Below are 16,766 nucleotides of genomic sequence, written 5' to 3'. Positions count from 1 at the left end.
GAAAACCAAGCAATGATAGCGGTAGTCTTTCTTGTAAATCTTAAGAGAAATATCGCGTCTGGCTAAGGCGTGCAAGTCTACTAAGGGATAACCGCTCCCATGCTCCCGTTGAAGTAGAAAGTAAAGTCTAGCTTTGTCTATGTTTTATATAGCAGTTTAGAAGTCGTCTACAAGAGGTTCTCAATTCCATAGACTTCAAATGATTTAACTTCCAGGACAGGACCGATCATGGCTATGGTCATGATGTCTTCGCGCACCTGTCCTGTAACTTTTACTGTTTGTCCGGTTTGGAGCAAGTTTTTGTCGGCACTTTTGAGGATTTCGTAAGTCCTACCATCATCTGCGACTAATGCCCAAGCGCCAGTACCAATATCTCGGCGTTGAATAGTACCTTTAACTGTAATGCTCATGTTTCAGAAATTGGTGAGGGGTGGGGAGTGGGGTTTTGTTCGGGGGTAAAAATACCCCATTGTCCTATTATGCTGTTTGAGTGGCGCTTTTCAATGCTAAATGAGCTAGTCCATAACAGAGTAAAGCGTTGGTAACCAGGAAAGTCCGCGCTAGATAGCTACTTCCTAAGCCCCAAACTCCTGGGTCGTAAATGGCGCTAACTGTTAAAAAGGCGGCGTAGCCGAGACTCGAACCAATGGCGAACCATTTCCAGCTAGGATGTCCCAAGAATAAGGCTATTAAAACTATGGGGATGAGGACGCTAGCAAAGATGGGATTTAAGGGGTTAGTTCCTTGTAGCGTGTTACCTAGTTCGGGAATGGAACTACCTAGGATCCGGAAAGGCCATTGGGGGAGGTCAAAGATATATATTCCTTTGAGGAAGAATAAACCAGAACTACCAGCAATTAAGCCACTGGATAAAGACCAACTCCAGGCGAAGGGGAAGTAAACTCGCAAAAACCAAGCCAGGAGATAGGAACCCAAGACCATGAGCAGCTTTGGTATTAGGGCTACTGCACCGCCATCAATCCAAAAACCGGGATTGAGATAGCCGTTGTCTCGTAACCACCTAAAGAAGTCTGGGAAGCTAATTTGTCCCTGGGTGGCTAGTTTAACTGCGGCTTCGGCATTCAGTTGTCCAGCGCCATAATAGTTGAAGCTATCATCCTCGATCGCTCTTGCTGATTGTTTGAGGACTTTTAACACCTCCTCTGGTTCTGTGACTCCAGAAGCTTTAATTAATGCTGCGACACCTGCAACGTGGGGGGAAGCCATGCTTGTTCCCTGGAGTCCTAAAAATACTCCTTGGTTGTTGTGTTCGGGATCGATGGTTTCTTGGAGAATTGTCCCGGCTTCACTACCACCGGGGGCAGAAATATCTACGCCAGCGCCAAAGTTGGAATAGGGGGCTTTTTCTCCGTCTGGACCAAATGCGGCTACGCCAATGACGTGGGGGTAACGTGCGGGATAACTTGCCCCATTCTGGTTTTCGTTGCCGGCTGCGGCTACAATCGTTACACCTTTTTTATGGGCGTACTCAATGGCTTGTTTCATGAGTTGGCTTTCACCACCGCCGCCTAAGCTCATATTGATGACATCGGCACCGTTGTCAGCAGCGAATTTAATGGCTTCGGCAATATCGGCAACTGTGCCACCACCATAGGCACTGAGTACTTTTAATGGCATGAGATTGGCTTCGTAGGCAATGCCGGCTACACCATATTTATTGTTGGTGGTTTGGGCAATAGTACCGGCAACGTGAGTACCGTGTCCATTGTCATCTGTGGCTTCTTCGCGATCGCTCACAAAATCATAACCCTTAACAAATTTCGTGTCTAGCAGGTCACGCACAGGAGTTATACCAGTGTCAATTACAGCTACTGTGACGCCGCTCCCCTTGGTTTGACTCCATGCGCCTTCTATGCCGATGTTGTGTAGATTCCACTGTTTGCTGTAATATTGGTCGTTGGGACCAGTTAATGTAGGATTTACGTGGTCTAGAGATGGTAAAATCTGTTCAAACTTTGGGGACTGTGGTAGGGGAATCTTTCTATAGATGTAATTTGGCTCGATTAATTGTGTAAATTGGGCGAAGGGAGATTTTTTCAGCTTTTTTAGTCGCTGGCGATCGCCTTCAATAATATACACATTATCCGACGCTGAGAATTGATTGTCTAATCGGGGTGTGACGTTGTACTCTTGAGCGATCGCTTGTAAGTTCTGCTGTAATACTTCCGAGGGGATATCTTGGCGAAAATCTAACACAATAGTCTCAAATTCGCCTTTAGCTGCTAAACTCTGAAAATTCAGGAACCCGAAAACAGCAGCCCCCAGCCCGATGACAAACAAGCATAATAATATAAGTCTTTTCATATTAACTGATCACCGCTTTTTGCCAGTTTGCTCACTACCATAACTTATCTGCATAGCTGGTTGCTGCACTTTGAACAATTTTTACGATTGAGGACTGTTTAAACAATGGAACGTGGTCTGTTATGGTTACCCTTGCTAGTTGTGTTTTTCTGGTTAGCTTGGCAAGGCTCAAAGGAATACCAGAAAGTGGAATCATATCGCCTGTGGGCGGAGCAATTTGAGAAATCCAAATATGATATTTACGCGGTTATCGGTCTCAAGGAGAACAATATCACCTGGGGTAAACCCAGTCCCCAAGGTCCCCTTAACTTAGAAACTTTTTCTTTGCTGGATGTTAAAGATATACGTCTTTTAGTAGATGACAAACTAGTACAATTAGAAAACTATCCCCAAAAAGGTCGAGTCATTCAGTTAGAATTGATCTTGTCTGAATCTCAGTCAGTACGCATTCCATTTACAGAAATCCCTCTAGCTGCAAATTGGGTGAAGTATTTACAGGGAGTCTGGGAAGATTTAAATACACAACCACATCAGTAATGAACCACCGAATCTTTACCCAAATTTTCCATGAACACTCAAATAACTAACACAGTACCCATAGCTTTAACCATTGCTGGTTCAGATAGCGGTGGCGGTGCGGGTATTCAAGCTGACTTACGTACTTTTGCTTTTCACCGTGTCCACGGTACCAGCGCCATTACCTGTGTCACAGCCCAAAATACCCTAGGGGTAGCCCGGGTTGATGCTATACCCACGGAGGCGGTCATAGAGCAAATTCAAGCAGTGGTCGGTGATATTGGCGTACAAGCTGCAAAAACCGGAATGTTACTCAACCAAGAAATCATCTCTGCTGTAGCCCAGGAAGTGGAAGCATTACAAATTAATAACTTAGTAGTTGATCCGGTTATGGTATCACGGACAGGGGCGCAACTAATTGATGATGATGCGGTGCAGACTCTGGTTCATACCTTGTTACCTCAAGCTACCATTGTCACACCAAATCGCTACGAAGCGCAGATATTAAGTGGTTTACCAATCAATACTTTAGATGATATGCGGGCGGCTGCTCAAGTCATACACCGCAATCTCAGGGTAAAAGCCGTTTTAGTCAAGGGTGGCGCAATGACGGGTAACTGTCGTGGTGTTGATATCTGGTTTGATGGGGAAAAACTGGCAACCTTGATCACAAAACAAGTAGAGACAAAAAATACCCACGGTACCGGTTGTACACTATCAGCAGCGATCGCCGCTAACCTAGCCCTGGGTAATGATTTGTGGACATCCGTACAACAGGCGAAGGAGTATGTTACTAATGCGCTAACTTATGCCTTAGATATCGGCAAAGGGCAAGGACCTGTGGGACATTTTTTCCCACTGTTACAGTTTGATAGCATATCTGTACCATCTATAACTTAATTTTTCATACCAACCTATTTATTTATGCAAACAACCCCAACTTCAGTTCACGCACATCCAGCAAAACCGCCAACATCCCAAAATTACCCTACCTCTGTACCACTGTATGTATATCGGCAATTAGCAACCGAGTTACAGTTAACACAAGTAAAATTAGAGACCATCACCAGTCAAAATCACCAACTAGAGCGAGAAAATCAATTACTACGCCAAGAAATTACCAAAGTAGTTCAGTCTTTTTCGCACCTGCAAAATTATGTTAATACTGGTTTTAATCCGAGTCATCCCCAAGCTACTCGTACCACTGGTGAAGCAAGCAGTCCAGCACCCGTGGTTAACCAAACCAGCCATCACCCTGAGTTCTCCACACCTGTAGAAATCAATCACCAGATACCAACAACACTTTATATAGAAGAGCAACCAGTCAACCATTATCCCCCCATGGAGAAAAAAGTCAAAGAATTGAGTAGCTGGTGGTTAGCTATGAATATTGTATTGTTGATGCTCACCGCATTTGGAGCGGCATATTTGATTGTGCCTCTTTTGTTTGAAGCTCAAAACCCCTAGTTTACACTTCCACAACTCCAAGTGACAACTAGGTAGGGGGTACACAGTTTAAAAAAAAGTTGCAATTTTTACATATTTTTGAAATTTAGCGGTAATGGTAAAAGTGGTTGACTTATATCTGCTTAGATAGATAAACAAACCTATTAGAAGTTAGGAGTGAAGATGATGAAAAAAGTAGAAGCCATTATTCGCCCATTTAAGCTTGACGAGGTGAAAATTGCCTTAGTTAATGCTGGCGTTGTGGGTATGACAGTTTCTGAAGTCCGGGGCTTTGGAAGGCAGAAGGGGCAAACAGAAAGGTATCGCGGTTCTGAATACACTGTTGAGTTTCTGCAAAAACTGAAAGTAGAAATTGTGATTGAGGATAACCAGGTTGATATGGTTGTGGATAAAATTATTGCTGCGGCCCGTACAGGTGAAATCGGTGATGGTAAGATTTTTATCTCTCCGGTGGATGGCGTTATACGTATTCGTACTGGCGAGAAGAATACAGAAGCTGTTTGAGTATGGGGTGGTGTTAAGTATGACCCTCAAGGGAATGTAGCCTTGAACATCACCGAGTCAAGGAGTTCGGATATTGCCAAACAATGGCGGTGGGAACGCCGTTATTGCCGACTCGAGGCGGAGTCAGACCAAGAAACCGCAAGGTAGACGGGTATCTGTCAATGAAGCAGGCATCCTACACCGTAACATCATGTGAGTGAAATCAAAACATATCCCTGATTTTCTACTATTATAGCGGGCAAAATGCCCGCTCACCTCCCAAAACTCTACTGGTCATTAAGTCAGCAATTAAAATTAAGTTTAGTAAAGAATAATGTAATTTTAAGTCGAAATATTCTCAAAGATTGCTGAATATAAGTTGAGTTAAGACTAGATCATAATTCCTAATTAGAATTGATATATAGAAATCTGCCATGAAGGATAAATTTATTTCGTAAATAAATATTTTCTTGACAATGAAATTGGAGAAAATTATGAATTACTGTCCTTGTTGTTCAGGATTACTGTTACAGCATATACGCCCTTGGGGTTTGGCTTGGTTTTGCCCCCATTGTTGGCAAGATATGCCAGTATTTAATCTAGAAAATCCCAGTTCATTAGAAAAGGCTTTTGCAGCAGGTAGTTTAGTGGAGAAAATTAACTACCGCAATGGTCATAGAATGTATGAAATTTCTTCTCAGCCTTGATGTTAATTTTTTAATACAAAAATACATAAATCCTTACGTATAACATCTTGTCTATACTGTACTGTTCAGGATAGATTACAGTAGAGCCGTTGTGGTTTAGTAGCAGATTTAGACACTCTGGGCAAATATACAACCGAAATAGGAATCGCTTTTTGGGGATGTGAGTCAAAAAAGGCTATAATCATATTTGTACCTAACTATGTACAACTCCAGCCATGAACATCGTCAACTTTAGCGAAGCAAGAAACAATTTTAAATCCGTACTAGATACGGTTGCCAATGATAAAAACTGTACCGTCATTGTTAGAAGAGATGCGGAAGATGCTGTAGTCATGTCTAAAAGTTATTATGACAGTCTGATGGAAACAGTTTATCTGTTAAAATCTCCTGCTAATGCTCAACATTTAGAAGAAGCGATCGCCGAATACAAAGCAGGGAAAACACAAGAACACGATTTAATCGATGCGTAAATTAGCTTGGGGTAGTAAAGCGTGGAAAGATTATCTTTATTGGCAATCTCAAGACAAGAAAACTTTAAAAAGAATCAATCGACTTATCGAAGATACTTTATCAGATCCCTGTGAAGGAATCGGTAAACCCGAACCATTGAAAGAGAATTTGTCAGGTTTTTGGTCTCGCCGTATTGATGAAACAAATCGTCTTATTTATGCTATCGATGATGATTATCTGACAATTATTTCATGTCGCTATCATTACCAATAATAATCAGTGCGTAGGCGTTGCGCTGGTGCAAGCAGTTCGCTTTTTGGGAATTAGGAATCGCTTTTCTGGGATGTGGGATTCGATACACTAATCATGACTTGACAAACATCCTCTTATGTAAAAAACCCGAATCAATAAGTGGGTTATATCTGAGAAGTTCTTGGCTATCTTCCTTGATGCCCCGATGTAATAGTATTGGGTTTAATTAATCTTCTTCCCAGGTTTCATCACTCAATAGGTCAATAATTCTATCTCTGAGTAGATATTCATGCTTTTCTAGCTCCTTTTCAAACAATATCCAGTCACGATTAGGAACATACTTACATAGGGAGTAAATTGGTTGTTGGCGGTCAATTAGTCCCTTTTTGACTAGTTGGCGTGCTTCTTCTCTAATCATTCCAATATCATATCTAACAACAGTATCCATAAATCATTCTTTTTCTTTTTTGAAGGAAATAAGTTTTCTGCGTGTATCTTCAACTGAGCAAAAAAAAATCGGAAAAATTGTCAAGAATTAAGACACACCAACCCCACCAAAGCTATCTTGTCTCCTGTAGATAGCAGTTACACAGGTAAATTCCCCTTTTGGGTCAGGGTAGAGGAACTTTTTACCTCTACACTTTGCTCAGAATCGCATATCTAGGCAGGAATTGGTATCAGTCTTTAGGTAGACCCCTGGAAAACTCTTTTTGAGACTCCCAGACCTAAAAAAGTTTGACACTCCCCATGGGTAGAACCCAGGGGATTTTAGTTTCGCGGAAGTTATACCAAGAAACCCTAACGGTACTGTGTAGGTAGTTCACATTACCTGGGGATGAGATATCACCAACCCTAGTAGCTTGAGGAATGAGTTAAAGTACATAGGGCATTAAGCATTGGGTGTTAGGCAAACAAAGCAATCTTACAGATGGGGGAAGAACAACTTTTCCCTGATAACCTAGTCCTTCATTCCTCATTCCCTATTTATGACTGCTGCAGAAAAAAACCCTGAGTTTGAAAATTTACTGACTTATCTTAGACAAAGCCGGGGCTTTGATTTTACAGGTTATAAGCGTTCAACTTTGATGCGTCGGGTACATAAGCGCATGCAATATCTAAGTATAGAAACCTTTGGGGAATACTTGGACTACTTGGAAGTTGATCCAGAGGAATTCAATCACCTGTTTAACACAATCTTGATTAACGTCACGGCATTTTTTCGAGATATTTCCGCCTGGGAATACTTAGCTAAACAGGTGTTACCGAAGATTGTGGCGCGGAAAAATAACTCTGATCCCATCCGGGTTTGGAGTGCGGGTTGTGCTTCTGGTGAGGAGGCTTACACTGTGGCTATGCTCATGGCTGAACTTTTGGGAATCGAGGAATGTCGGCAACGGCTAAAAATTTATGCTACAGATATAGATGAGGAAGCTTTGAATCAAGCCCGTCAAGCTGTGTATTCGGCTAAGGATGTCCAGTTAATACCATGGGGACTGCAAGAGAAATATTTTGAGAGTACGGGTAATAACTATGTTTTCCGTCAGGACTTGCGACGTTCAGTGATTTTTGGTCGTCACGACCTGCTGCAAGATGCGCCCATTTCTCGCTTAGATATGCTGGTATGTCGCAACACACTGATGTATTTTAATTCTGAGACTCAGTCGCGGATTATGGCTCGGTTTCATTTTGCTCTCAATGATGGGGGTTATCTGTTTTTGGGAAAAGCAGAGATGCTGTTAGTGCATTCCAATTTATTCAATCCCCTAGAGTTGAAAGATCGGATATTTAGTAAAGTATTAGTAGCAAATATACGCGATCGCTTGCTAGGGATGGCAAATACAGTAGAGCCAGAATCTAGCTACCGAGGATCTCGACATATCCGGCTGCGAGAGATGGCTTTTGATTCGGCATCTGTAGCCCAAATAGTGGTAGATATCAATGGAATACTGGTACTAAGTAACCACCAGGCTCGCAGTGTGTTTGGTCTTTCGCCCCAGGATTTAGCTCGTCCTTTTCAGGATTTAGAACTTTCCTACAGACCAATAGAATTGCGATCGCCCATTGAACGGGCTTATATCGAACGCCGTAGTATTACTTTAACAAATGTCCATCGCTATTTACCCAATGGAGAACTGCAATATTTAGATGTAGCAATTATACCTTTAGAAGATGTTGACAAGTCCCTGCTAGGTGTGAGTATCACTTTTCATGATGTGACTCGTTTTATTCAACTTCAAGAAGCCTTGCAACGTTCTGGACAGGAATTAGAGACTGCTAACGAAGAACTCCAATCTACCAACGAAGAATTGGAAACTACTAACGAAGAACTCCAATCTACCAATGAAGAATTGGAGACCATGAACGAAGAACTCCAATCTACCAATGAAGAATTGGAGACCATGAATGAAGAACTCCAATCTACTAACGAAGAATTACAAACAATTAATCATGAACTGAGCGATCGCACCACAGCACTTAACCGTACTAATCTATTCCTGACTGGCATTCTCAAAAGTCTACAAACGGGAATCGTAGTCATTGATCGCAACTTGAATATCGTACTGTGGAATTACATGGTAGAACATTTGTGGGGGTTAAGAACAGAGGAAGTTTTAGGAAAATCCTTATTTAGTCTCGATATTGGTCTACCTCTCGAGCAACTGCGATCGCCTATCCGCGATTCCTTATCTGCAAAGCAGGGCTTTCAAGAAATGATTTTAGATGCTACCAACCGCAGGGGAAGAACAATAGAATGTTATTTGGCTATTACCCCCCTATGTAGTACGGAAATTGAAGGAGTAGTATTGATGATGACAGATATAGAACAAGTTAAAAGTATGATTTCCCAGGAAGCAATTGCTCAAAGACGACAACAGCAACAGGAGTAATCCAAACATAATGACCAGAAACTTAGAGGAAGCCATCACCGGGGCGCATCAGCGACTAAAAAATTTATCCCAGCGTGCTAGTCAAATAGGACAGGAAAATTATCCTACAACAGCAGTATTGCAAGAAGCCATCAGCGAAACTGCAATTTCTTTGGAAGAGCTGGAAGTATTAGCCGAAGAACTCGCACAGCAAAACCGGGAATTAGTTGCTACTCGCCACCTTTTAGAAGTTGAGCGCCAGTGTTACCAGGATTTATTCAATTTTGCCCCCGATGGATATTTAGTTACTGATGTCAATGGTGTAATTCAAGAAGCTAACTATGCTGCGGCCAACTTACTGAATGTCCGCCACTCTTACCTGACAGGCAAACCCCTGGCTGTATTTGTACATCAGACAGAATTACCCAAATTCTACCAAATCATCGGACAATTGCCCCAGCAAACAGAGAAACGCACAGAACAGTTACGGATATTTCACCAGGAGGGTAGAGTTGACTTTGCGGCTGAATTTACCCTGGGGGTAGCCAAAGATTATTCTGAGGGCAAAATCAAGGGTTGGAGATGGCTATTTAGGGATATTAGTGAGCGAGTGGAAGCAGAGGAACAAATTCGCCAACAAGCCGCACTACTTAATATTACCACAGATGCCATTCTAGTCAGAGATTTGCAAAACCAAATTTTATATTGGAATCAAGGCGCGGCAAATATTTATGGCTGGCGGGCGGAGGAAGTTATGGGAAGGAACGCCTGGGAAATTTTATTACCAGAGGCTTCTCCTGAACTTCTAGGAGCGCTGAACACTGTTTTAGAGGATGGAACATGGAGCGGGGAATTACGGAAAGTCACCAGATGGGGTAAGAAAATCATCGTTAATAGCCGTTGGACACTCATGTATGATGCTGCCAGGTTACCCAAATCTATCATGAGTGTTGATACCGATATTACGGAGAAAAAACAACTAGAAACAGAAATTTCACGTGCTCAGAGATTGTCAAGCCTCGGTACTCTGGCTCATGCGATCGCCCATGATCTGCAAAATATATTCTCTCCCATGATGACAGTAGCGCAACTTTTGCCCTTCAAGCATTCCGAGCTAAGTGAAAGTTCCCTACAGATGCTGAAATTATTGGAAAGCAATAGCAAACGGGGGATGGATTTAGTCCAGCAAATTCAGTCATTTACCAGTAACTTTCAAGTTCAAAGCTCAATACCGTCACTATCACATCTGCTCCAAGATGTAGAGCAGACAATCAAACGCATCTTCCCCAAATCCATAGACATTGATATTGATACAGATATACCTACCGATATAGAAATCCTGCAGCCATACCATACCGAACTACAGGAAGTATTAGTTAAGTTACTAGTAAATGCCTGTGATGCTGCGCCTCAAGGTGTTAAGGTGGGAATTTCCGCTAACCAGACCTTCATTGACGAAAGCTATGTGAAACGGCATATGGGCGCTCAGGTGGGTTACTACGTAGTAATTACAGTTACTGATACCGCACTAAATATTAATCCTCAAGTCATCGATGAGATTTTCACACCATTTCGCCATACTCAAACTGGAAGTAAAAATACTGACATGGGCGGTTTTGTGGAAGTATCCAGTCAATTAGGAGTTGGGAGGAAGTTTAAAATCTACATCCCCAGTAGTGAAAGTCACACTTCCCCCAGAGTAGATCAGGGCAAACTCCCTGCAGGTAAAGGAGAATTAATTTTAGTTGCAGATAAAGAGACGGCAATTACCCAAATTACCAAAACTACATTAGATATTCATAACTACAGGGTATTAATCGCCGAGAATGGGATTGAAGCCCTTGCCCTATACACCCAACACCAGCAGGACGTTAAACTGGTGTTGATAGATCTGATGATCCCATCCATCACAGGGGAAACTGCCATTCGCACCTTGCAAATCATCAACCCGGATGTACCAATTATTGTTATGAGTGAATTGGCTGCTGCTGAGGCTTTAGCACGAACTACTCTCACAGGGATTCAGGGATTTTTAGCAAAACCCTTTACTGCGGAGCAATTATTAAATGTCATACATCATGCCCTTGTGTGTACCATGGCACCACCCTGGAAACAGCAGCGCTGAAGTTGGGGAAGTCTGCCCAGTAATAGCCCAGTGAGGCTGATGTACAATGCAAACAAATATTTAAATTATGAGTGGCCGGTTCATATGATTTCATCAGAAAATAACACAACATCCACCGATAAAAGCCTGGAAGCCATGCGGCATTTTTCCGAACAGTACGCTAAACGCACCGGGACATATTTCTGTTCTGAACCCTCTGTAACCGCAGTGGTGATTGAAGGACTGGCAAAACATAAAGACGAGTTAGGGGCCCCTTTGTGTCCCTGTCGCCACTATGAAGACAAAGAAGCCGAAGTTAGCGCCACATATTGGAACTGTCCCTGTGTACCCATGAGAGAACGCAAAGAGTGTCACTGTATGCTGTTTCTGACCCCAGATAATGAGTTTGCTGGCGACCAACAAAAAATTAGTTTAGAAACTATCAAAGAAGTGCGAGCAAGCATGGGATGAGCGACATGATCCCCCCAGAGTTTTGGCAAGGTGTGGAGCAGTTTAATTCCAGACAGTTTTACGCCTGTCATGACACTTTAGAGGCTTTGTGGATAGAAGCCGGCGAACCAGAAAAAACCTTTTATCAAGGTATTTTACAAATTGCTGTCTCACAGTATCATTTATCTAATGGTAACTGGCGAGGTGCAGTAATTTTACTAGGAGAAGGCAGCAATCGACTGCGACGTTATCCCTCTGTTTATAAGAGTATTGATGTAGATCAATTATTGACTCAAACTGCAGCGTTGTTGTCAAAATTACAACAAATGGGAGCAGATAACTTTAATGCCTTGACAGATCCTCAGGCTTTACCTAGTCCCACAATTGCCCTAGTTCACGAGTAAAATATTACCCCGTAGGCTAGCCTACGGGGCTGTTGTTGCCAAAGTATTGCATTTCCAGGTTAATATGGCGGTTGTAGCGGCGGTGTTCTGAGGGAATTTGACGAATGTGTGTGTATATGGGTGAAACCTAGAAGCTAGATCAAGCGTCAATATTTCAGTAGTTATCCCAAGTTGCTCCTGAATGTAGATTTTATATTCGGGAAAAGAAATTGGGATAATTAATATACAATCTGATATCCTAAACTTATGGCTACAGTATTATGTCCTGCTACAAATTTCCAGTATCACAAATGCGTCGCCTGGGATTAGCCTTGATGCTACCAGTTGCACTGTTGGGTGTGGTGACATTTCCTAGCCATGTGCAAACTGTAACGGCACAAACATCTGAGCAAAATGGTCGCCTGACCATCAGCGCCGATTTGCAAGAATATAACGCCAATACTCAAGTAGCAACCGCACGCGGTAACGTACAAATGTTGTATCCTGCTCGCCAAATTAAAGCTACATCTGCTCAAGCACAATTTTTCAGCAGGGAACGCCGTATTGATTTGAGCGGTAACGTCCATATTGTCCAAAATGGAGTCAATAGCATCCGGGCCGAGAAAGTCACTTATCTGATTGATGAAGGGCGTTTTGTGGCTTTACCTCAATCCCGGGGTCAGGTACAGTCCATCTACATGGTCAATGATTCTGAACTGGGGCGACAATCTAATTAATCTGATCAGGATAAATTACCACTACGGGCGCGAATAGTGAAAATTGTCTTAGAGAATATTTACAAATCTTATGGTAAGCGCAGTGTTGTCAATAACGTTAACCTGTCCATTTCTCAGGGTGAGGTGGTGGGGTTACTAGGTCCCAATGGTGCGGGTAAAACCACGACTTTTTACATTGCTACGGGTCTAGAAAAACCTAACCAGGGAAAGGTCTGGCTTGATAGTACCGAAATAACCGCAATGCCAATGCATAAAAGAGCACAATTAGGTATTGGCTATTTAGCTCAAGAACCAAGTGTTTTTCGTCAGCTATCTGTACGGGATAATATTCTCTTGGTACTGGAGCAAACTCATGTACCCCCATGGGAATGGTCAAAACGAATACAGGGTTTACTGCGGGAGTTTCGCTTGGAAAAAGTCGCTAAAAGCAAAGGAATTCAACTCTCAGGTGGGGAGCGACGACGGACGGAATTAGCTAGGGCTTTAGCAGCAGGTAGGGATGGTCCGAAATTCCTGCTGTTGGATGAACCATTTGCTGGTGTTGACCCGATTGCGGTTTCCGAAATTCAGCATATTGTCGCACAATTGAGCGATCGCGGCATGGGTATCTTAATTACAGATCATAATGTTCGTGAAACCTTAGCCATTACAGACCGCGCCTATATTATGCGCGAGGGACAAATTCTTGCTTTTGGACATCCAGAAGAACTATATCATAATCCCCTAGTGCGACAATACTACTTGGGGGATAACTTTCAAGTCTAAATATTAATTTAAATGTTTATTTTTTAAATGTTTATTTTTATGAATTTTTTTGCCTGGGTGTAACTAGTTAATTTTCCTCCAGGGGTCGGGTTGAAACATCAAATGGTAGTCCTATAGTTATTTTATGAGATTCAAGAAGCTCAATTTATTATACAGACTGAATTCCCTCTTACCCTTGACGCTCATGGACCGCTACCTGACCAAAGAATTGGTAGCACCTTTTTTATTTGGTGTAGGTGCATTTTCATCATTGGGTGTAACTATCGATGCTGTGTTTGAGCTAGTGCGGCGCATTGTCGAATCTGGATTACCAATCAATATTGCAATTCAGGTTTTTTTATTAAAGTTTCCCAATTTTATCGTTTTAGCCTTCCCCATGTCCACACTCCTGGCTACTTTGATGACTTATAGTCGTCTTTCCAGCGAGAGCGAACTAATTGCTCTGCGTGGGTGTGGGGTCAGTGTCTATCGCATGGTTTACACCGCTGTGATGTTGAGTATGGTAGTAACAGGGATGACATTTGTCTTTAATGAGCAAATAGCACCCGCAGCCAATTACCAAGCAACTATTACCCTGGAAAAAGCCCTCAAGTCAGACAGACCCATTTTACAGCAGTCAAATATCTTTTATCCTGAATACCAAGAGACAGAAGAGCCAGATGGTACTAGAAACAGGAGACTGGCACGTTTATTTTATGCTGACAAATTTGATGGTCAGAAGATGAAGGGTTTAACAATTATAGACCGGACTGGAGAAGGTTTAAATAAAATTGTCGTCTCCGAATCTGCCCAGTGGAACACTGCTGAAAACGTTTGGGACTTTTATAATGGTACCATTTATTTAGTCGCTCCTGACCGTTCCTATCGTAATATTCTACGGTTTGAACACCAACAGCTGCAATTACCGCGCACACCATTGAATGTAGTGGAGAGAAGCCGAGATTATGGTGAAATGAATCTTGCTGAATCTTTAGAACAGTTAGAAATAGAACGGATCGCTGGCGACACTCAGAAGATTCGCAAACTTGAAGTACGTATTCACCAAAAAATTTCTCTACCATTTGTATGTGTAGTTTTTGGCTTGGTAGGTGCTGCTATGGGAAGCAGACCCCAGCGCAGCGGAAAAGGTACAAGTTTTGGTGTGAGTGTGATCGTAATTTTTACTTATTATTTAATTTTCTTTATTAGCGGTGCTGTAGCACAAGCTGGTATTTTCTCACCCTTTATAGGAGCTTGGCTACCTAATTTCCTGTTTTTAGGAATAGGTTTATTTTTATTGATGCGGATAGCTGAACGTTAATAAATTGACAACTTCGCCGTTCCCTGTTCCCTATTCCCCGTTCCCTATTCCCTATTCCCTGTTCCCTATTCCCCGTTCCCCAAAACAACCTCTTATCTGTCAGAAACCCAAGTACCATGGAAACCATAGGGTACCCTTTGGGGAATTAGTACCCGCGCCATGGGTGCTGCGGTGACATCTTGGGCGTTGACTATTACTAGTTCCGAATTTTGCGAAGTCTCATCGTAAACAAAAGTAATTAACCAGCCATCATCTTCCTTTGTAGCATTAAGACTCGGCGCAAATACTGCTTCACCGCCATAACGTCCTGAACCAAATTCATGGGTTTGAGATGTCTGATTATTTAAATCATATTTAATTATACCATTAAATAGCGGGAGGGGCGTTTGGTCCATTCTCCCAGCATAACCGTATTGGGTTCGTTGCCCTAAAAAGTTTTCGTTAATGCGGGGAAATTCCGCCGGGACATCATCTAGCATTTCTTCTTGCACTTTCCCGCTGCTCAGATCAAATCGCCAGCGATATAAACGCGGTATATCTGCTTCTCGGTCCGTTGGGGAATCATTAACCTTTAACACTGTGGTCGAGTTCATGCGACAGGCTATAAGCACTATTTCCTCTTCATCTTCGTAGGCGTTAAGGGTATGAAATATGTAACAGGGCGAAGTTTCAAACCAGCGGATATTACTGTTATCCCCATAACGGGGGACAATCCCAAAGCGACTGGGTCTATGGCTCTCGAACATCAAACCCGGTTCCCCCCTTTGCATTCTTTCCATACTGAAAGTTAAGGGTAAATCCATAAAGATTGTATAGTTCTCGGTGATGGCGAAATCGTGCATCATTACCCCCATCGGTAGCTCAATGGGCACTGTCCGCACTATTTCGCCTATGGGGGAAACTATGCTATATTGCAAGTATGGTGGAGCGAAGGAGTAACCAAAAAACATCATTTCACCCGTCTTTGGGTCTACCTTGGGATGGGCTGTAAAGCCAGAAACCAGCTTACCATTATACGTGTATTCACCAATTGTCTGTAAATCTGGTAACTGGATGGCGTGAGGCGCACCCCCTTCGTTAAGTGCTAACATTTGCCCAGCGTGCCACACTAGGGCTGTGTTGGCAGTGTTTTTGTATGCACCATGAGGATTATCCATCTGCGGTGGTTCTAATAACCCAGACCAGAGCGCTTTCCCCGCTTGGTGTTCTATTTCCCATCCTTTAGTGCGCACGTAGCGATTACAATATGTGGCCTCACCGTCCCTAATTCTCACACCGTGCAACATTCCATCGCCATCAAACCAGTGATACTGACCAATGGGTGACCACTGGGGATTGGGTCCATTACGGACAAACATCCCTGTTAGATTGGCGGGTAACTCACCTATGACTTTTAAAGCCTGCGTGGTGATTTCTGTTTGCACCGGGGCAAAGTTATAATTGAGATACGGGTTCAGTGTGGTTGTCATGGTGTCTATGTCTCAACAAGTGATGAAGTGATCATATTAGCGATCGCTGTGATTGTTTCTCCCAATATCGGCAGATTTTTCTAGTATAATTGGGAAATAAAGCCTTTTTCCGGCTCATGAAGTACACACCAATTCCCAATTCCCAATTCCCTGTTCCCTCAAACTAAAAAAAATTGTACCTCACGAGCATGGTAAATGCTATAACTGTCGTTTTTGATATAATCTGACTCTGCCTCACAGGCGATCGCCCAGGACTAGAAAATTAAAGGTTAGTTGTCATCAAATTCACAGCTAAGACTTAAATAGATTAAACTTATATAAAGGCAGTCCCTGAAAATGCCAGGGTTTCAGCCGTCAAGCAAATATCTGAACATTTCTAGTAAACCCTTTACAAATCTCCCTATGGTATGCTAATATTAAACGAAGGAAGAAAAAATGATTTTAGTTGAAAGACATATCATTAAACAATCTCACCAACATTGCAAAGAGAT

General features: G+C 42.6%; 18 protein-coding genes. 14 read left to right on the top strand and 4 right to left on the bottom strand.

Translation table 11 applies throughout. The features are described from left to right. Window positions 1-167 precede the first annotated feature (167 nt). Together PN447_RS06055 and PN447_RS06050 are read right to left on the bottom strand one after the other, a co-directional pair. Window positions 168-410 (bottom strand): hypothetical protein, encoded by a 243-nt coding sequence (locus PN447_RS06055; protein WP_271761645.1) that lies wholly within the window; start codon window positions 408-410, stop codon window positions 168-170. Between the two features lie 67 nt (window positions 411-477). Continuing rightward, window positions 478-2,325: a S8 family peptidase gene (locus tag PN447_RS06050; RefSeq protein ID WP_271761644.1), complete on the bottom strand. Its 1,848-nt coding sequence runs from the start codon at window positions 2,323-2,325 to the stop codon at window positions 478-480. 105 nt (window positions 2,326-2,430) lie between these two features. On the opposite strand from PN447_RS06050, the gene PN447_RS06045 reads away from it, so the two are divergent. From PN447_RS06045 to PN447_RS06015, 7 genes are all read left to right on the top strand, one after another. Then, window positions 2,431-2,862: a hypothetical protein gene (locus PN447_RS06045; protein WP_271761643.1), complete on the top strand. Its 432-nt coding sequence runs from the start codon at window positions 2,431-2,433 to the stop codon at window positions 2,860-2,862. A 30-nt stretch (window positions 2,863-2,892) separates the two neighbouring features. Further along, window positions 2,893-3,741 carry a bifunctional hydroxymethylpyrimidine kinase/phosphomethylpyrimidine kinase gene (gene thiD / locus PN447_RS06040; RefSeq protein ID WP_271761641.1) on the top strand — a complete coding sequence of 283 codons (849 nt, stop codon included), beginning with the start codon at window positions 2,893-2,895 and terminating at the stop codon, window positions 3,739-3,741. Window positions 3,742-3,765: 24 nt separating this feature from the next. After that, on the top strand, window positions 3,766-4,308 hold the full coding sequence (locus PN447_RS06035; protein ID WP_271761639.1) for a hypothetical protein: 543 nt from the start codon (window positions 3,766-3,768) through the stop codon (window positions 4,306-4,308). Between the two features lie 165 nt (window positions 4,309-4,473). Beyond that, window positions 4,474-4,812: a P-II family nitrogen regulator gene (locus tag PN447_RS06030; protein WP_271731296.1), complete on the top strand. Its 339-nt coding sequence runs from the start codon at window positions 4,474-4,476 to the stop codon at window positions 4,810-4,812. 473 nt (window positions 4,813-5,285) lie between these two features. Further along, window positions 5,286-5,498, top strand: coding sequence for a hypothetical protein (locus tag PN447_RS06025; RefSeq protein WP_271761637.1), 213 nt, complete (start codon window positions 5,286-5,288; stop codon window positions 5,496-5,498). Window positions 5,499-5,713: 215 nt separating this feature from the next. After that, window positions 5,714-5,968, top strand: a complete 255-nt coding sequence (locus PN447_RS06020) for a type II toxin-antitoxin system Phd/YefM family antitoxin (protein ID WP_039201895.1) — start codon at window positions 5,714-5,716, stop codon at window positions 5,966-5,968. After that, window positions 5,961-6,221, top strand: coding sequence for a Txe/YoeB family addiction module toxin (locus tag PN447_RS06015; protein ID WP_271761633.1), 261 nt, complete (start codon window positions 5,961-5,963; stop codon window positions 6,219-6,221). Before PN447_RS06020 ends, PN447_RS06015 begins: the two co-directional genes overlap by 8 nt. A gap of 205 nt (window positions 6,222-6,426) precedes the next feature. On the opposite strand, the gene PN447_RS06010 is transcribed toward PN447_RS06015, so the two are convergent. Further along, window positions 6,427-6,648 carry a DUF4327 family protein gene (locus PN447_RS06010; RefSeq protein ID WP_271761631.1) on the bottom strand — a complete coding sequence of 74 codons (222 nt, stop codon included), beginning with the start codon at window positions 6,646-6,648 and terminating at the stop codon, window positions 6,427-6,429. 538 nt (window positions 6,649-7,186) lie between these two features. On the opposite strand from PN447_RS06010, the gene PN447_RS06005 reads away from it, so the two are divergent. The 7 genes from PN447_RS06005 to PN447_RS05975 all read left to right on the top strand — a co-directional run bounded on the left by PN447_RS06005 (window position 7,187) and on the right by PN447_RS05975 (window position 14,806). Next, the gene (locus PN447_RS06005) at window positions 7,187-9,088 is read left to right on the top strand and encodes a CheR family methyltransferase (RefSeq protein WP_271761629.1); all 1,902 of its coding nucleotides are present in this window, start codon (window positions 7,187-7,189) and stop codon (window positions 9,086-9,088) included. Between the two features lie 10 nt (window positions 9,089-9,098). After that, complete coding sequence (locus PN447_RS06000; RefSeq protein WP_271761627.1) at window positions 9,099-11,192, top strand: PAS domain-containing hybrid sensor histidine kinase/response regulator; 2,094 nt, start codon at window positions 9,099-9,101, stop codon at window positions 11,190-11,192. 84 nt (window positions 11,193-11,276) lie between these two features. Then, window positions 11,277-11,642 (top strand): ferredoxin thioredoxin reductase catalytic beta subunit, encoded by a 366-nt coding sequence (locus tag PN447_RS05995; protein ID WP_271731289.1) that lies wholly within the window; start codon window positions 11,277-11,279, stop codon window positions 11,640-11,642. Then, window positions 11,639-12,025, top strand: coding sequence for a DUF309 domain-containing protein (locus PN447_RS05990; protein WP_271761626.1), 387 nt, complete (start codon window positions 11,639-11,641; stop codon window positions 12,023-12,025). The genes PN447_RS05995 and PN447_RS05990 overlap by 4 nt, the downstream gene beginning before the upstream one ends. A gap of 260 nt (window positions 12,026-12,285) precedes the next feature. Then, window positions 12,286-12,741 (top strand): LptA/OstA family protein, encoded by a 456-nt coding sequence (locus tag PN447_RS05985; protein ID WP_442867080.1) that lies wholly within the window; start codon window positions 12,286-12,288, stop codon window positions 12,739-12,741. Window positions 12,742-12,777: 36 nt separating this feature from the next. Next, the gene (gene lptB, locus PN447_RS05980; RefSeq protein WP_271761624.1) at window positions 12,778-13,506 is read left to right on the top strand and encodes an LPS export ABC transporter ATP-binding protein; all 729 of its coding nucleotides are present in this window, start codon (window positions 12,778-12,780) and stop codon (window positions 13,504-13,506) included. Between the two features lie 184 nt (window positions 13,507-13,690). After that, window positions 13,691-14,806 (top strand): LptF/LptG family permease, encoded by a 1,116-nt coding sequence (locus tag PN447_RS05975; RefSeq protein ID WP_271761622.1) that lies wholly within the window; start codon window positions 13,691-13,693, stop codon window positions 14,804-14,806. A gap of 92 nt (window positions 14,807-14,898) precedes the next feature. Here PN447_RS05975 and PN447_RS05970 read toward each other — a convergent pair whose 3' ends face one another. Continuing rightward, window positions 14,899-16,275: a carotenoid oxygenase family protein gene (locus PN447_RS05970; protein ID WP_271761621.1), complete on the bottom strand. Its 1,377-nt coding sequence runs from the start codon at window positions 16,273-16,275 to the stop codon at window positions 14,899-14,901. Between the last annotated feature and the right edge of the window lie 491 nt (window positions 16,276-16,766).

It is taken from the genome of Anabaena sp. CS-542/02 (assembly GCF_028331085.1).
Taxonomy (GTDB): domain Bacteria; phylum Cyanobacteriota; class Cyanobacteriia; order Cyanobacteriales; family Nostocaceae; genus Anabaenopsis; species Anabaenopsis arnoldii.
This window is presented reverse-complemented; position numbering and strand designations above follow the sequence as displayed.

What these genes read in the sequence shown, in the direction of transcription:
- PN447_RS06055 (WP_271761645.1), bottom strand. Translation starts at nt 410, where the DNA reads ATGAGCATTACAGTTAAAGGTACTATTCAACGCCGAGATATTGGTACT.
- PN447_RS06050 (WP_271761644.1), bottom strand. Translation starts at nt 2,325, where the DNA reads ATGAAAAGACTTATATTATTATGCTTGTTTGTCATCGGGCTGGGGGCT.
- PN447_RS06045 (WP_271761643.1), top strand. Translation starts at nt 2,431, where the DNA reads ATGGAACGTGGTCTGTTATGGTTACCCTTGCTAGTTGTGTTTTTCTGG.
- thiD (WP_271761641.1), top strand. Translation starts at nt 2,893, where the DNA reads ATGAACACTCAAATAACTAACACAGTACCCATAGCTTTAACCATTGCT.
- PN447_RS06035 (WP_271761639.1), top strand. Translation starts at nt 3,766, where the DNA reads ATGCAAACAACCCCAACTTCAGTTCACGCACATCCAGCAAAACCGCCA.
- PN447_RS06030 (WP_271731296.1), top strand. Translation starts at nt 4,474, where the DNA reads ATGAAAAAAGTAGAAGCCATTATTCGCCCATTTAAGCTTGACGAGGTG.
- PN447_RS06025 (WP_271761637.1), top strand. Translation starts at nt 5,286, where the DNA reads ATGAATTACTGTCCTTGTTGTTCAGGATTACTGTTACAGCATATACGC.
- PN447_RS06020 (WP_039201895.1), top strand. Translation starts at nt 5,714, where the DNA reads ATGAACATCGTCAACTTTAGCGAAGCAAGAAACAATTTTAAATCCGTA.
- PN447_RS06015 (WP_271761633.1), top strand. Translation starts at nt 5,961, where the DNA reads ATGCGTAAATTAGCTTGGGGTAGTAAAGCGTGGAAAGATTATCTTTAT.
- PN447_RS06010 (WP_271761631.1), bottom strand. Translation starts at nt 6,648, where the DNA reads ATGGATACTGTTGTTAGATATGATATTGGAATGATTAGAGAAGAAGCA.
- PN447_RS06005 (WP_271761629.1), top strand. Translation starts at nt 7,187, where the DNA reads ATGACTGCTGCAGAAAAAAACCCTGAGTTTGAAAATTTACTGACTTAT.
- PN447_RS06000 (WP_271761627.1), top strand. Translation starts at nt 9,099, where the DNA reads ATGACCAGAAACTTAGAGGAAGCCATCACCGGGGCGCATCAGCGACTA.
- PN447_RS05995 (WP_271731289.1), top strand. Translation starts at nt 11,277, where the DNA reads ATGATTTCATCAGAAAATAACACAACATCCACCGATAAAAGCCTGGAA.
- PN447_RS05990 (WP_271761626.1), top strand. Translation starts at nt 11,639, where the DNA reads ATGAGCGACATGATCCCCCCAGAGTTTTGGCAAGGTGTGGAGCAGTTT.
- PN447_RS05985 (WP_442867080.1), top strand. Translation starts at nt 12,286, where the DNA reads ATGTCCTGCTACAAATTTCCAGTATCACAAATGCGTCGCCTGGGATTA.
- PN447_RS05975 (WP_271761622.1), top strand. Translation starts at nt 13,691, where the DNA reads ATGGACCGCTACCTGACCAAAGAATTGGTAGCACCTTTTTTATTTGGT.
- PN447_RS05970 (WP_271761621.1), bottom strand. Translation starts at nt 16,275, where the DNA reads ATGACAACCACACTGAACCCGTATCTCAATTATAACTTTGCCCCGGTG.